General features: G+C 61.6%; 12 protein-coding genes. 10 read left to right on the top strand and 2 right to left on the bottom strand.

The window, feature by feature from the left end; genetic code table 11:
• The first annotated feature begins 24 nt into the window (after positions 1 to 24).
• From mnmE to ASD64_RS07255, 5 genes are all read left to right on the top strand, one after another.
• The gene (gene mnmE, locus ASD64_RS07275) at positions 25 to 1,344 is read left to right on the top strand and encodes a tRNA uridine-5-carboxymethylaminomethyl(34) synthesis GTPase MnmE (RefSeq protein ID WP_056102961.1); all 1,320 of its coding nucleotides are present in this window, start codon (positions 25 to 27) and stop codon (positions 1,342 to 1,344) included.
• Positions 1,345 to 1,516: 172 nt separating this feature from the next.
• Positions 1,517 to 3,391: a tRNA uridine-5-carboxymethylaminomethyl(34) synthesis enzyme MnmG gene (mnmG, locus tag ASD64_RS07270; protein WP_056102959.1), complete on the top strand. Its 1,875-nt coding sequence runs from the start codon at positions 1,517 to 1,519 to the stop codon at positions 3,389 to 3,391.
• Positions 3,388 to 4,017 carry a 16S rRNA (guanine(527)-N(7))-methyltransferase RsmG gene (rsmG, locus tag ASD64_RS07265; RefSeq protein WP_056102956.1) on the top strand — a complete coding sequence of 210 codons (630 nt, stop codon included), beginning with the start codon at positions 3,388 to 3,390 and terminating at the stop codon, positions 4,015 to 4,017. Before mnmG ends, rsmG begins: the two co-directional genes overlap by 4 nt.
• Before the next feature lie 39 nt (positions 4,018 to 4,056).
• A complete protein-coding gene (locus ASD64_RS07260; RefSeq protein ID WP_056103074.1) occupies positions 4,057 to 4,857 on the top strand; it encodes a ParA family protein in 801 nt (266 codons plus the stop codon).
• A 34-nt stretch (positions 4,858 to 4,891) separates the two neighbouring features.
• A complete protein-coding gene (locus ASD64_RS07255) occupies positions 4,892 to 5,767 on the top strand; it encodes a ParB/RepB/Spo0J family partition protein (RefSeq protein WP_056102955.1) in 876 nt (291 codons plus the stop codon).
• A 170-nt stretch (positions 5,768 to 5,937) separates the two neighbouring features.
• On the opposite strand, the gene holA is transcribed toward ASD64_RS07255, so the two are convergent.
• On the bottom strand, positions 5,938 to 6,981 hold the full coding sequence (gene holA / locus ASD64_RS07250) for a DNA polymerase III subunit delta (protein ID WP_056102952.1): 1,044 nt from the start codon (positions 6,979 to 6,981) through the stop codon (positions 5,938 to 5,940).
• Positions 6,982 to 7,250: 269 nt separating this feature from the next.
• On the opposite strand from holA, the gene ASD64_RS07245 reads away from it, so the two are divergent.
• Genes ASD64_RS07245 through lpdA form a run of 4 tightly spaced genes read left to right on the top strand, consistent with a single transcriptional unit; the run spans position 7,251 to position 12,265 of the window.
• Positions 7,251 to 8,483, top strand: coding sequence for a 3-methyl-2-oxobutanoate dehydrogenase (2-methylpropanoyl-transferring) subunit alpha (locus tag ASD64_RS07245; RefSeq protein ID WP_056103069.1), 1,233 nt, complete (start codon positions 7,251 to 7,253; stop codon positions 8,481 to 8,483).
• 2 nt (positions 8,484 to 8,485) lie between these two features.
• A complete protein-coding gene (locus tag ASD64_RS07240; protein ID WP_056102949.1) occupies positions 8,486 to 9,499 on the top strand; it encodes an alpha-ketoacid dehydrogenase subunit beta in 1,014 nt (337 codons plus the stop codon).
• Position 9,500: 1 nt separating this feature from the next.
• Positions 9,501 to 10,856, top strand: coding sequence for a dihydrolipoamide acetyltransferase family protein (locus ASD64_RS07235; protein ID WP_056102946.1), 1,356 nt, complete (start codon positions 9,501 to 9,503; stop codon positions 10,854 to 10,856).
• An 11-nt stretch (positions 10,857 to 10,867) separates the two neighbouring features.
• A complete protein-coding gene (gene lpdA / locus ASD64_RS07230) occupies positions 10,868 to 12,265 on the top strand; it encodes a dihydrolipoyl dehydrogenase (protein ID WP_056102943.1) in 1,398 nt (465 codons plus the stop codon).
• 71 nt (positions 12,266 to 12,336) lie between these two features.
• Here the strand turns inward: lpdA and ASD64_RS07225 are convergent, their stop codons facing one another.
• The gene (locus ASD64_RS07225; RefSeq protein WP_056102939.1) at positions 12,337 to 13,440 is read right to left on the bottom strand and encodes a saccharopine dehydrogenase family protein; all 1,104 of its coding nucleotides are present in this window, start codon (positions 13,438 to 13,440) and stop codon (positions 12,337 to 12,339) included.
• Positions 13,441 to 13,563: 123 nt separating this feature from the next.
• Here ASD64_RS07225 and ASD64_RS07220 point away from each other — a divergent pair, with 123 nt between their 5' ends.
• Complete coding sequence (locus ASD64_RS07220) at positions 13,564 to 13,989, top strand: Lrp/AsnC family transcriptional regulator (protein WP_056102936.1); 426 nt, start codon at positions 13,564 to 13,566, stop codon at positions 13,987 to 13,989.
• Positions 13,990 to 14,383 lie beyond the last annotated feature (394 nt).

Below are 14,383 nucleotides of genomic sequence, written 5' to 3'. Positions count from 1 at the left end.
AGGGCGGATCGTCTGGTGGAGCAAATGATATTCGGTGATTCCATTGTGGCGCTGTCCAGCGGACGCCTGCCGGCTGGAGTTGCGGTCATCCGCGTTTCCGGACCGCATAGTCGATTCGTTATCGAAACGATTGCGGGCGTCGTGCCGATGGAACGTACGGCCGCGTATCGCAAGCTGACCCGGCGCAATGGTGAGGTCCTTGACAGGGCCTTGGTAGTTTTCTTTGCTGGCCCCAACAGCTTCACCGGCGAAGATATCGTTGAATTTCAAGTGCATGGTGGCTCAGCCGTGGTCCACGCCATCTTGCAGATGATTACGTCGCTGCCCGGTCTGCGAAATGCCGATCCAGGTGAATTCACGCGCCGGGCTTTCCTCAATGGCAAACTCGATCTTGTCCAGACTGAAGCGCTGGCCGATCTCGTCAACGCCGAGACCGAGGCGCAGCGTCGTTTCGCGCTGAGAAATGCCGATGGTGTTCAAAGCGCGCTTTATTCAGGCTGGCGAGATCGGATCGTCCATGCCCGGGCGATGATCGAGGCCGATATCGACTTTGCCGATGAAGACGATGTGCCTGGCTCGGTGGCGCAATCGGTCTGGTCAGATGTTGCCCGATTAGCAGAAGAGATTGCCGATCACATCAAAGGCTTCGCTGCAGCTGAAATCATCCAGGATGGTTTCGACGTGGTCATTCTCGGCGCGCCAAATGCCGGTAAATCCAGCCTGTTCAATGCGCTGGCGCGGCGCGAAGCGGCGATCGTCAGCGATGAACCAGGGACGACGCGCGACCTGTTGGAGGTCCTGCTCGATATCGACGGGTTCAAGGTACGTGTCACCGACACCGCTGGTTTGCGCGACGGCGCAGGAAAGGTGGAAACCATCGGAATCGATCGCGCGCGGGCCAGGGGTGGCGAAGCCCACTTGGTTCTGGCGCTTGAGGATATGTCCGCTCCCGTCCGTGTCGACACCAGTTGGCTGACGGCCCCAGTGATGCAGGTCGGTACGAAACTAGATCTGACTAAGGAAGGGGAAGGTGGGCGCTACGACATCCGAATTTCTGCTGTCAGCGGCGAAGGCCTGACAGAACTGGTCAACGAACTTGGCCGCAGGGCTTCGGAGCAGGCGACTGCAAGCGGGGACACATTGCCGTCAAAGCTGCGTCATATCGAGCTTTTGGAGGGTTCACGTAAACATTTGTGCAACTCAATGAAGGCTGGCAGCCATATGCTGGAGTTGCAAGCAGAGGAGTTACGGCTGGCCGGAGACCGGCTTGGCCGAATTGTCGGCTCGGTTGACGTCGAAGATTTGCTTGACGTCATATTCTCTCAGTTTTGCATCGGCAAGTGACTCACGTGAAACGCTGGCGGAGCAGGACATATCGATGACTCACGTGAAACACTGGGGCCGGCGATCCCAGGATGGAATCCATGTTTCACGTGAAACATAATTGCGGCGCAAACTATTGACAGGAGCCATAGCTCGGCACATGTGACGAGCTGCGACTCCAGGGATTTATTCGATGCGGGAAAACTTCGACGTAATCGTCGTTGGCGGCGGCCATGCGGGATGCGAAGCGGCAAGCGCTTCTGCGCGCGCTGGCGCTAAAACGGCGCTCGTCACTTTGCGTTTCGATACAATCGGGGTCATGTCCTGCAATCCTGCCATCGGTGGCCTTGGCAAGGGTCATCTGGTCCGGGAAATCGATGCGATGGACGGCCTGATGGGTCGGGTTGCCGACCAGGCCGGCATCCAGTTCCGGATGCTTAATCGCCGCAAGGGACCAGCGGTGCGCGGGCCGCGCACGCAGGCGGACCGCAAGCTGTACCGGCTGGCCATGCAAGAGGCCATCCGAGAACAGGACGGATTGACTGTTGTCGAAGGCGAGGTGTTCGATTTCGATATCGAGAATGACCGTGTTCGCGCGGTTGTGATGGCTGATGGCCGCCGCCTCACATGCGGCTCGGTCGTCCTCACGACTGGAACCTTCTTGCGCGGATTGATCCATATCGGTGGGCGCAAGATCGTGGCCGGCCGGATGAACGAACGGGCTTCAGTCGGGTTGTCGGCTTCGATGACGCGTGCCGGCTTTGCCCTTGGGCGTCTCAAGACCGGAACGCCGCCGCGTTTGGACGGGCGGACTATCGACTGGGCTTCGTTGCACATGCAGGCGGCCGATGACGTCGCCGTACCATTCTCCTTGTTGACCGACAAAATCACCACGCCTCAGATCGAATGCGGAATCACGCGGACGACGGCCGCCACCCATGACCTTGTCAGGAGCAATCTCGGCCGGTCGGCAATGTATTCCGGCTCGATCGAAGGGATCGGGCCGCGCTATTGTCCGTCGATCGAGGACAAGATCGTCAAATTCGGCGATCGCGACGGCCATCAGATTTTTCTCGAACCGGAAGGGCTCGACGATCACACGGTGTATCCGAACGGTATCTCGACGTCGCTTCCGGAAGACGTCCAACTCGATATCCTGAAGACCATTCCCGGTCTCGAGCAGGCCGTGATGCTGCAACCCGGCTACGCCATTGAATACGATCATGTCGACCCGCGCGAACTTGAACCGACACTTGAGGCAAGGCGGGTCAAAGGCTTGTTTTTGGCCGGCCAGATCAACGGCACCACGGGTTACGAGGAGGCTGCAGCGCAAGGTTTGCTGGCCGGTTTGAATGCGGCTCTTAACGCTTCCGGCGGTGAGGCTTTGACGGTCAGTCGCACGGAGGCCTATCTCGGCGTCCTGGTTGACGATCTGACCAGTCGCGGCATCGTCGAGCCATATCGGATGTTTACGTCCCGAGCCGAATTCCGCTTGTCATTGCGTGCCGACAACGCCGACGAACGGTTGACACCCCTGGCGATCCGGCTGGGTATCACCTCCGCCGAGCGGACCAGACGCTTTGAGAATTCGCGGCGGTTGCTCGATGAAGCACGCACGCTGGCGCAAAGTGTGAAGCTTACACCCAGCGAGGCGGCGCACCATGGTCTTGATGTCAACAAGGATGGCGTTCGTCGCTCGGGTTACGAGTTGCTGGCTTATGCCGGCGTCGACGTAGCCTGGCTGGTCAGGGTCGAACCGGCTTTTGCGTCGATTGGTAGCAAGACAGCGGAGGCGCTTGAAACCGAATCGAAATATGCCGTTTATCTCGACCGGCAACGCGCCGATGTCCAGCGGATGCGGCATGAAGAAGCGCGCCTCATCCCAACGGAAATGGATTTTTCACAGGTACCGGGCCTGTCCAACGAGCTTAAGCAGAAGATCAAGCAGCGCAAGCCACGTTCGATTGCCGATGCCCAGAGAATGGACGGGATGACGCCGGCGGCGCTTGCCATCATAGTTGCACACGTCCGTAATAGCGAGATTTTGGCCCGAAAGGGTGCGGCGTGACTGATCGGCAATTCAAGAGCCTTTGCGCTGTTGCCGGGCCGGTTTCACGTGAAACATTCGAGGATCTGCTGCGGTTCGAGCAAACCTTCCTGAAATGGAACCAACGTATCAACCTGGCGGCTTCGTCTACGGTTGAGAATGTGTGGAGGCGGCACATATTGGACAGTGCCCAACTCGCCCGGATAGAGCCAAGCGCTCAACGCTGGCTGGATATCGGCTCCGGCGGAGGCTTTCCGGGACTCGTCCTGGCATTCTTGTTGCGCGAACGGAACGGCAGCATCGATCTAGTCGAAAGCAACCGCAAGAAAGCGGGCTTCCTTCAAGCGATGGTCGGGGAGTTCGATCTCCCGGCTCATGTTCACGCGCGCCGTATCGACGACACATATGATTTGATTGCCCCACCGCAAATCGTAACGGCCAGAGCACTGGCCCCCCTGCCGCCGCTCCTTAAATTGGTGGAACCATGGCTGGCTACCGGCGCTTGCGGGCTCTTCCACAAAGGTCGGGATTACCGGTTGGAAGTCGAAGAAAGCACTCACCGATGGACATTCGATCTGATAGAACATGCCAGTGCGACCGATACCGAGGGTGTCGTGCTCGAACTTCGCAATTTGCGCGCCACATGAACATGCCCGGCTATCGGAATGAATTTCTGGCAAAATAGCATGATCAAGACCGGCCCCCGAATCATCACCGTCGCCAACCAGAAGGGCGGTGTTGGCAAGACGACGACGGCCATCAACCTGGCGACGGCGCTGGCCGCCATCGGCGAGAATGTGCTCATCGTCGACCTCGACCCGCAAGGCAATGCGAGCACCGGCCTTGGCATCGATCGGCGCGATCGCAACGTCTCGTCCTATGATGTGCTGACCGGCGAACTCGACCTTGAGGCGGCAGCGATGCCGACGGCGGTGCCCGGTCTTTCGATCGTGCCTTCGACGCTGGATCTGCTCGGTGTCGAGATGGAAATTGCCTCTGCGCCTGATCGCGTCTTGCGCCTCCGCAATGCCCTGCGGGCCTCGGCAGAACGCGCACCGCTGTTCACTTACGTACTGATCGATTGCCCGCCGTCGCTCAATCTGTTGACGCTGAACTCGATGGCGGCTGCCGATTCGGTGCTGGTGCCGTTGCAGTGCGAGTTCTTCGCACTTGAGGGCCTCAGCCAGCTTCTCGAAACCGTCGAACAGGTGCGCGGCTCGATCAACCCGCAACTGGAGATCCAGGGCATCGTGCTGACCATGTACGATGGGCGCAACAATCTGGCCAACCAGGTGGTGCAGGACGTGCGGGCGCATATGGGCGAAAAGGTCTATGAAACAGTAATTCCAAGGAATGTGCGTGTTTCGGAGGCCCCGTCCTATGGCAAGCCGGCCATTCTCTACGATCTGAAATGTTCCGGAAGTCAGGCCTATTTGCAGTTGGCGTCGGAAGTCATAAGGCGGGAACGCCGTTTGCGCGCCGCCTGAATTCGATTCGATAACGAAACAACCAGAGTAGACGATGAGCGAAGACCTTTCGAGAAAGCGGCTGGGACGGGGCTTGGCGGCACTGATTGGTGAGATGGATCGCCCGGCCGTTGCCGAGAAGGAGACCCCGCGCGCCGATGGCAAGGTGCCGATCGAATTCGTCTCGCCCAATCCGAGAAATCCGCGCCGCCATTTCGGTGATGCCGAACTGACGGATCTGGCTCAGTCCATCCGCGAACACGGCATCGTGCAACCCGTCGTCGTGCGGCCGTCACCCGCCCGACAAGGCCACTTCGAGATCATCGCCGGAGAACGCCGCTGGCGCGCGTCCCAGCGTGCCGGCCTCGTTGACATTCCGGTCATCGTGCGCGACGTCAACGACCGTACGGCGCTGGAGCTCGCCATCATCGAGAACGTACAGCGCGCCGACCTCAATCCTGTCGAAGAGGCGCTTGGCTACCAGCAGCTCATCGATGAACACAGTTACAGCCAGGCGGATCTCGGTCAGGTTATCGGCAAAAGCCGCAGCCACGTCGCTAACACATTGAGATTGCTCAAGCTTCCGGATGTTATCCGGGATATGCTGGTCGACGGTGCGCTGTCGGCTGGCCATGCGCGCACGCTGGTCACCGCCGCCGATCCGGCTGGCCTGGCCAAGCGGATCGTGGAGGATGGGCTGTCGGTGCGCCAAGCGGAAGCGTTGGCGCAAATGCCAGTCGCTGCCCAGCGCGAGACTAGGCGCGTTGCGCCGGCCGAGAAGGATGCCGACACGCAGGCACTGGAAAAACTGCTATCGGATACGATCGGAATGAAGGTCGCGATCGCTCACAAGGACCGTGGCGGGGAAGTTCGTGTTTCCTATCGTACGCTTGAGCAACTGGACGATTTGTGTCGCCGCCTAAAGCAGTAGTATTTTTAGCCGGCACAGTATTTGCATTATTCTAATGCATGTCGTCGAAAGTGGGGATCTGTTTTGGATAACGACATCATAAAAACAAACACTTAGAACGCGCCAGCGAATCTGAAAGATCGCGACACGCCCTAAGCGTCAAACCGACGCCGAACCGCAACGCTTAATAATCAGCGCTGATTGAGCCGTTGACTTTCGAGCGCGATGCCCAGCAGAGCCTGTCTCGCCAAGGCGGTCGCCAGTTCGGGCCGCCGCCTTGTCTGCAGCACCGCGGTTTGCAGGCGACCCAGCGCCCGCTCGATGGCTGCGCTGTTCCAGCGTTCCAGCGTCCTTTCCACCAATTTGCGCCGGGCGAAGAAGACTGGCGGACGATGGCCGGCAACCACCGAAGCCGCATTGCGGCCGCTTTCCTCCATTGCGCCACGCATGGCGTGAATGGCTTGAAACTGGCGCATGGCGCCGGCAAGCGCCAAAAAGGCCTGGCCGCCGCCCTGGCTCTGGCGGCTGAAGGCGGAATCGAAATCGGCGACCCGTCCTTCGAGCATCGCATCGACTGCATCGTCGAAGGATTGACCCGAGACGTCTCCGGTCATGGTTTTCACGTCGTCCAGCATGATTTCAGCCTGTCCCTGCGCATAAAGGGCCAGTTTCTGGATTTCGCCGCGTGAAGCCAGACGGTCGCCGCCAAGGTTGCGGCGCAACGCCTGCCGCGCCTCCAGGGCCATGGTCATGCCAGACTTGCGCAGTTCGTCATCGATAATGGCGTCGAGGTCGCGGCCTTCGTCGGCATAGCAAGGCAATGCCATCGCCCCGTCTGCGCCTTCCACGATCGACCGGAGTCCTGCGCCCTTCTTGAGGTCGCCGGCTTCGATAAGGATGATCGCGTCGCGCGGAGGTTCAGCAACCAGGGCCTTGATGTCATCGGCCAATCCCTTCTGTCCGGCCGCGTTGCGGACCCACAAAAGGCGGCGGTCGGAAAACATCGGCACAGTGCGCGCTTCGTCCAGGAGGCGGCCGTCGCCGCGCTCGACCTCGGCGCCGTCCAGCTTGACCACGGAGAACGGATCGTCGAGCGGCAAACCGGTGCGCTCGGCAAAAGCCTTACCGCGTTCCGCCACCAGCCCGCGGTCCGGGCCGTACAGCAACACGATCGCCATCCGCGGATCGGGACGGTTGAGCCAAGCTTCGACCTCGAATGCTTTCTTCTGTGCCATGGATGCCTCCTAGCACAGCCTGGCCATCTCGCGAACGCCCTTGCACAGGAAACGAGGCTGCGCAGCTTTCATCCACGCCATACCGCCCGGCCGTTTCGTTTGTTGCCGACCGGCTCCCCGGAAAAATGGGAAATTGCTTCGGATTCCTGCCACTATCGCGGCAATCGCTGCTGAAATCGGCCGTGGCCATCGCGAGGCCGCGGAAATTGGCGCTGATGCGCACGCGCAAATGTGCAACACTCGGCGGCAGCGACATTGGAGGACAGGTCATGACCGATGCTGGGATGTTGCGCTTCCACGTTCCTGAACCCGAAGTAAGGCCGGGCGGGGCGCCGGATTTCTCGAACGTGACAATTCCCAAGGCAGGTTCGGTGCCGCGTCCGGAGGTGGACGTCGATCCGCGCACCATTCGCGATCTCGCCTTCTCCATCATTCGCGTCCTCAACCGTTCCGGCGAAGCGGTCGGACCATGGGCGGGGCTGCTCAGCGACGATGAGTTGCTGGAGGGACTGCGCCACATGATGACGCTCAGGACGTTCGATGCCCGCATGCAGATGGCGCAGCGCCAGGGCAAGACGTCCTTCTACATGCAGCATCTGGGTGAGGAAGCGGTGAGTTGTGCCTTCCGCAAGGCGCTGGCGCCGGGAGACATGAATTTCCCAACCTATCGGCAGGCCGGCCTGCTCATCGCCGGCGGCTATCCGATGGTCACCATGATGAACCAGATCTATTCGAACGAAGCCGACCCGCTGAAGGGGCGGCAACTGCCGATCATGTATTCATCGAAGGAACACGGCTTCTTCTCGATCTCCGGAAACCTGGCCACCCAATACATCCAGGCGGTCGGCTGGGCGATGGCGTCCGCCATCAGCGGCGACAAACGCATCGCTGCCGGCTGGATTGGCGACGGCTCGACCGCCGAATCCGACTTCCACGCGGCACTGGTGTTCGCCTCCACCTACAAGGCACCGGTCGTTCTCAACGTCGTCAACAACCAGTGGGCCATTTCGACCTTCCAGGGTATCGCCCGCGGAGGGTCCGGCACTTTTGCGGCGCGTGGCCTTGGCTTTGGCATTCCGGCGCTGCGTGTCGACGGCAACGACTATCTCGCAGTCCACGCCGTCGCTAAATGGGCGGTCGAGCGGGCGCGCCGCAATCTCGGCCCGACGCTGGTCGAGTATGTAACTTACCGCGCCGGCGCACATTCCACGTCTGACGACCCGTCAGCTTACCGGCCAAAGGCGGAGTCCGACGCCTGGCCGCTCGGCGATCCGGTGATCCGATTGAAGAACCACCTCATCCACCGCGGCCTCTGGTCCGACGAGCGGCATGCCCAGGCCGAGGCGGAAATCCTCGATACGGTCATTGCCGCTCAAAAAGAGGCCGAGAACCACGGCACGCTGCATTCGGGCAACAAGCCTTCGATCCGCGACATGTTCGAAGGCGTCTATGAAGAGATGCCGCCGCATCTGAGACGCCAGCGCCAGCAGGCGGGGGTTTGATCATGCCACGCAAGACCATGATCGAAGCCATCCGCGACGCCATGGACGTTTCCATGGGCCGCGACGAGCATGTCGTCGTGTTCGGTGAGGATGTCGGCTTCTTCGGCGGCGTCTTCCGCTGCACGCAGGGCCTGCAGGCCAAGTACGGCTCCAGCCGTTGTTTCGATGCACCCATCAACGAATCGGGTATCGTCGGTGCGGCCATCGGCATGGCCGCCTACGGGCTGCGGCCTTGCGTCGAAGTCCAATTTGCCGACTATGTATATCCGGGCTACGATCAGATCGTTTCTGAGGCGGCGCGGCTTCGCTACCGCTCCAACGGCGATTTCACCTGCCCGATCGTCATCCGCATGCCCACTGGCGGCGGTATTTTCGGAGGCCAGACCCACAGCCAGAGCCCGGAGGCGCTGTTCACCCACGTTTCCGGCCTGAAGGTGGTGGTTCCTTCCAACCCCCACGATGCCAAGGGCCTGTTGATCTCCGCCATCGAAGACCCCGATCCGGTCATCTTCCTCGAGCCGAAGCGTCTCTACAACGGCCCGTTCGACGGTCACCACGAGCGGCCGGTCACGCCGTGGTCCAAGCACGAACTCGGCGAGGTTGCCGATGGCCACTATACGGTGCCGCTCGGCAGGGCGGCCATCCGCCGTGCGGGCGCAGCGCTTACCGTGCTTGCCTATGGCACTATGGTCTATGTGGCAGCGGCGGCGGCGGAAGAAAACGGCATCGATGCGGAAATCATCGATCTGAGGACTTTGCTGCCGCTTGATCTCGACACCATCGTCGCTTCGGTGAAGAAGACCGGGCGTTGCGTCGTCGTGCATGAGGCCACGCTGACCTCCGGTTTCGGCGCTGAACTGGCGAGCCTTGTGCAGGAGAATTGTTTCTATCACCTCGAAGCACCGGTGGCGCGCGTCGCCGGCTGGGACACCCCCTATCCCCATGCGCAGGAGTGGGACTATTTCCCCGGCCCGGCCCGTGTCGGTCGCGCACTCGTGGCGGCTATGGAGGCCTGATATGGGCGAGTTTGTCATCAAGCTTCCGGATGTAGGCGAAGGCGTCGCGGAGGCCGAACTGGTCGAATGGAACGTCAAGATCGGCGATATGGTGCGCGAGGACACTGTGCTTGCCGCTGTCATGACCGACAAGGCAACCGTCGAAATCCCGTCGCCGGTCGATGGCGAGATCCTGTGGCTCGGCGCTGAACTCGGCGATACCGTTGCCATCGGCTCGCCGATCGTGCGGCTGAAAGTGGCGGGTGAGGGCAATGTCGGCGCGGTCGCATCACAGAATGAAGCGGCCAAGGATACCCCCGCCCCTAGTCCCTCCCCGCAAGGAGGCGGGGGACCGGCCACATCAGCATCCACCCAGGCCGGCCCGTCCTTGTCGGAAGCCAAGGATACGAAGCCGGTGCAGCCCGAATCCCTCTCCTCCTCGCGGGGAGGGGCCGGGGGTGGGGGTGGACCGGTGCCCGCAATGCGCGGTGCTCCCCGGCAGGAAGGCGAAAAGCCTCTGGCTTCGCCGGCGGTCCGGTTGCGGGCCAGGGAAGCCGGCATCGACCTGAGACAGGTCGCCGGCAGCGGGCCGGCCGGTCGGATCGGTCATGAGGACCTCGACGCCTTCATCGCGCGCGGGCCGCAGATCGGCAAGGTTTCGGGCCTGGCGCGCAATGATGCCATCGAGGAGATCAAGATCGTCGGCCTGCGGCGCAAGATCGCCGAGAAGATGAAGATCGCCAAGTCGCGCATTCCTCACATCACCTACGTCGAAGAAGTCGACGTCACGGCGCTGGAGGAATTGCGGGCCAACCTCAACAAGGAAAAGCGCACGGACAGGCCCAAGCTGACGCTGCTGCCTTTCCTGATGCGCGCCATGGTCAAGGCGATTGCCGAGCAGCCGCAACTCAACGCGCTGTTCGACGACGAGGCCGGCATCATCCACCAGCATGGCGGCGTCCATGTCGGCATTGCCGCGCAGACTGCCAGCGGTCTGGTCGTGCCGGTGGTCAGGCACGCAGAAGCGCGCGATCTCTGGGACTGTGCCGCCGAGGTCAATCGGCTCGCCGACGCCGCCAAGGCGGGTACGGCAACGCGCGAGGAGCTTTCCGGCTCGACCATCACCATCACCTCGTTGGGGGCCATGGGCGGTATCGTCACCACGCCGGTCATCAACCACCCGGAAGTCGCCATCATCGGTGTCAACAAGATGATGGTGCGGCCGATGTGGGACGGCGCCCAGTTCGTGCCGCGCAAGATGATGAACCTGTCGTCCAGCTTCGATCATCGCGTCATCGATGGCTGGGACGCCGCCGTATTCGTCCAGCGTATCAAGACACTGCTCGAAACGCCGGCGCTGATCTTCGTGGAAGTGTGAGACATGGGCCTATGAAAGACATTTCCTGCAAGCTGCTTGTCATCGGCGCCGGCCCCGGCGGCTATGTATGCGCCATTCGTGCTGGCCAGCTCGGCATCGATACGGTGGTCATCGAAGCCGGCAAGCCGGGAGGCACCTGTCTCAATGTCGGCTGCATCCCGTCTAAAGCGCTGATCCATGCGGCCGAAGAGTACGAAAAGGCGCAACATTGGGCGCCGACATCAAGCCCGCTCGGCATTTCAGTGCAGTCTCCCTCGCTCGACCTTGGCAAGACCATCGCCTGGAAAGACAGTATCGTTAACCGGCTTAACAGCGGCGTGGCCGCATTGCTGAAGAAGGGAAAGGTCAAGTACGTCCAGGGCTGGGCAAAGTTCCGCGACGGCAAGACCGTCGAGGTAGAAACGGAAACCGGAACGCAGGTGATCCGGGCCGAGAACGTGGTCATCGCAACGGGCTCAGCTCCCGTCGAACTGCCGTTCCTGCCATTCGGCGGCAAGGTCATCTCGTCAACCGAAGCGCTGGCGCTGAATGAAGTTCCGCAGCGCCTGGCGGTTGTCGGCGGCGGCTATATCGGGTTGGAGCTTGGCACGGCCCTTGCCAAGATGGGTTCCAAGGTCACGGTGGTCGAGGCCTTGCCGCGCGTGCTCGTGCAATATGACTCCGAACTCACCCGTCCAGTGCTCAAGCGGCTTGGCGATCTTGGCGTCGAGGTTCTTGTCGGTGCCAAGGCCAAGGGCCTGTCGAGCAAGGACGAAGCGCTTTTGATCGAAACCGGTGACGGCAAGGACCGCAAGATCGCTGCGGACAGGATCCTGGTCACCGTCGGACGCAAGCCGGTCACCGAAGGCTGGGGGCTGGAGGAGATCGACCTCGATATGAGCGGACGTTTCCTGCGCATCGACGACCAGTGCCGCACCTCAATGCGCGGTATCTATGCCATTGGCGATGTGACCGGCGAACCGATGCTGGCGCACCGGGCCATGGCGCAAGGCGAGATGGTGGCGGAGATCGTTGCTGGTCATAAGCGCAGTTGGGACAAGCGCGCCATCCCCGCCATCTGCTTCACCGATCCCGAATTGGTCACGGCGGGGCTTTCGCCGGAGGAGGCGAAGAAACTCGGCGGCGAAATCAAGGTCGGCCAGTTTCCATTCACCGCCAATGGCCGCGCCATGACCAGGCAGGCGGAGGACGGTTTCGTGCGCATCGTGGCGCGTGCCGACAACCATCTTGTCATTGGAATACAGGCTGTCGGCCAGGGCGTGTCGGAACTGTCAGCCGCCTTCGGCCTGGCGCTGGAAATGGGCGCCCGGCTTGAAGACGTCGCCGCCACCATCCACGCTCACCCCACGCAGGGCGAGGCTTTCCAGGAAGCCGCGCTCAAGGCGCTTGGCCGCGCGCTACATATTTGAAAGGTTGGACGCTGCCACATTTGCAGGCAACAGCGCGGCGGTGCCGACAGCTTTGGCGGCTTTAAAGCCGATCAGCTTGCCAGCCGGCTAACCATTTCATGCTGCGCATAAGCGCGGCCGAAGCGGTTGGCGAGGAAACTGTCCAGCTTGATGTCTTCCTGCCGCACGAAACCCTTGGCCGGCAGGCTGCCGTCCGCCAGCATGTCAAGCACCGCGCAGATAGCGGAAGCGGTGGTGATCTGGATCGCCGAATGCACCGTTGCGCCGACCCTTTGGCTGTAGATCTTGTTGGCGTAGGTCTCCTGCAGCAGGCGACCGTTCTTGCGGCCGCTCACCGTCACAAAGACAATGACCACGTCCTGCATGGTCGCCGGCAGCGCGCTTTCGAAGATATCCTTCAGCACGTCGCGGCGATGACGCAGGCCGAGATCGTTGAGCAGCGCCTTCATGATCGCGGCATGGCCGGGATAGCGGATGGTGCGGTAGTTCAGCGTGCGCACCTTGCCCTTCAGCGTTTCGGCCAGCGTGCCTAGCCCGCCCGAAGTGTTGAAGGCTTCGTAGGTGACGCCGTCGAGCGAAAACTCCTCGCGCTCCTCCAGTGGCGGCACTTCGACCCGTTCGCCCTCGACGATCGCCTCGCACGGCTCGCAGTATTCGTTGATGACGCCGTCCGTGCTCCAGGTCAGATTGTAGTTCAGCGCGTTGGAGGGGTATTGCGGCAGGGCGCCAACCCGCATGCGCACGCTCTCCAGCGTGTCGAAGCGGCTGGCGAGATCGTTGGCGACGATGGAGATGAAGCCCGGCGCCAGCCCGCATTGCGGGATGAAAGCGGTCCTGGCGTCTTGCGCCAGTTCCTTCACCCTTCGGGTCGAAGCGACGTCCTCGGTGAGGTCGAGATAGTGCACGCCCGCCACTGCCGCCGCCTCAGCGATGCGCTTGGTGAGATGGAAGGGCGCGGCGCTCAGCACGGCGAACTTGCCGGTCAACGCTTTTTCGAGAGCGCCTCCGGCGGCGATATCCAGTTCCAGCGTGGCGACCTGGCTGGAAAGCCCCATCGCGCCGAGCTGTTCGGCCGAGCGGTCCACCACGGTGACCCGATAGTCGCCGGTTGCGGCCAGCATTTCGGCAATGGTCGATCCGATCTTGCCCGCTCCGACGACAACGATTTCCTTCATGGCGACACCCTCGATTTCAGAAAAGCCGTGTCGGAATCATCTCACCTTGCCTGACGAAAGAAAGTATGCGTTTCGTCGTATCGATGTTATAGTTTGAACAGAACGACGAATGGATTTGTCGATATGTCAAATGCCGATCAGGCTTTGATCGCGCTTCTGCGAGAAAACGCCCGCGCCTCGACGGCGGAACTGGCGCGACGGCTCGGTGTGTCACGCACCACGGTGCAAAGCCGCATCGACCGGCTCGAGGCGCGGGGCATCATCACCGGCTACGGGGTCAGGCTTTCGCCGGAATACGAACAGGGGCTGGTGCGGGCGCATGTGCTGTTGACCGTCACGCCCAAGCTTGCCGACAAGGTGGTGCGCAGCCTGAAGGCGCTATCGTCGGTGCGCACCCTGCATTCCGTCAGCGGCAGCTTCGACATGATCGTCATCGTCGAGTCGCCGTCGATCAGCGACCTCGACGGATTGCTGGACGAGATCGGCGCGCTGGAAGGCGTCGAGCGCACGCTGTCGTCGATCGTCCTGTCGACACGCATCGACCGGTAGTTTGCCCGCCCGCTGCGCTCGTCGCTGGCGGGGACGCTTCTTCGTGCCGCTTGGGGAGCGATAAGGGACACATCGCTTTTTTCCTTTCGTCATCCTCGGGCAAGCCTGAGCGCAGCGAAAGGCGCGACCCGAGGATCCATGCCGTGACGCTTGGGAGTTGTTCGGCGGAACAGAACGAGGGATGTTCTGCGCCGTATCGCGCTGCCGCTTGGTCACGGCATGGATCCCAGGGTCTGCGCAACGGCCTTCGGCCTGCTCCGCCCCAGGATGACGAAGAGATGGTAACGTCTATTCATCGCCACGCTGCCTTTTCGGCCCTGGGAATCTTCTGCCCCGCCTTTAAGCTCGCTCGCTGCGCTCGTCGCTGGCGGGGACCCCGGATGGCCAGACGGCC

This window comes from Mesorhizobium sp. Root157, from assembly GCF_001427385.1.
GTDB lineage: Bacteria > Pseudomonadota > Alphaproteobacteria > Rhizobiales > Rhizobiaceae > Mesorhizobium.
This window is presented reverse-complemented; position numbering and strand designations above follow the sequence as displayed.

Coding starts and splice junctions, on each gene's coding strand:
- lpdA (WP_056102943.1), top strand. CDS start 10,868: ATGAAAGACATTTCCTGCAAGCTGCTTGTCATCGGCGCCGGCCCCGGC.
- ASD64_RS07240 (WP_056102949.1), top strand. CDS start 8,486: ATGCCACGCAAGACCATGATCGAAGCCATCCGCGACGCCATGGACGTT.
- mnmG (WP_056102959.1), top strand. CDS start 1,517: ATGCGGGAAAACTTCGACGTAATCGTCGTTGGCGGCGGCCATGCGGGA.
- ASD64_RS07220 (WP_056102936.1), top strand. CDS start 13,564: ATGTCAAATGCCGATCAGGCTTTGATCGCGCTTCTGCGAGAAAACGCC.
- ASD64_RS07245 (WP_056103069.1), top strand. CDS start 7,251: ATGACCGATGCTGGGATGTTGCGCTTCCACGTTCCTGAACCCGAAGTA.
- mnmE (WP_056102961.1), top strand. CDS start 25: ATGATATTCGGTGATTCCATTGTGGCGCTGTCCAGCGGACGCCTGCCG.
- ASD64_RS07235 (WP_056102946.1), top strand. CDS start 9,501: ATGGGCGAGTTTGTCATCAAGCTTCCGGATGTAGGCGAAGGCGTCGCG.
- holA (WP_056102952.1), bottom strand. CDS start 6,981: ATGGCACAGAAGAAAGCATTCGAGGTCGAAGCTTGGCTCAACCGTCCC.
- ASD64_RS07255 (WP_056102955.1), top strand. CDS start 4,892: ATGAGCGAAGACCTTTCGAGAAAGCGGCTGGGACGGGGCTTGGCGGCA.
- ASD64_RS07260 (WP_056103074.1), top strand. CDS start 4,057: ATGATCAAGACCGGCCCCCGAATCATCACCGTCGCCAACCAGAAGGGC.
- ASD64_RS07225 (WP_056102939.1), bottom strand. CDS start 13,440: ATGAAGGAAATCGTTGTCGTCGGAGCGGGCAAGATCGGATCGACCATT.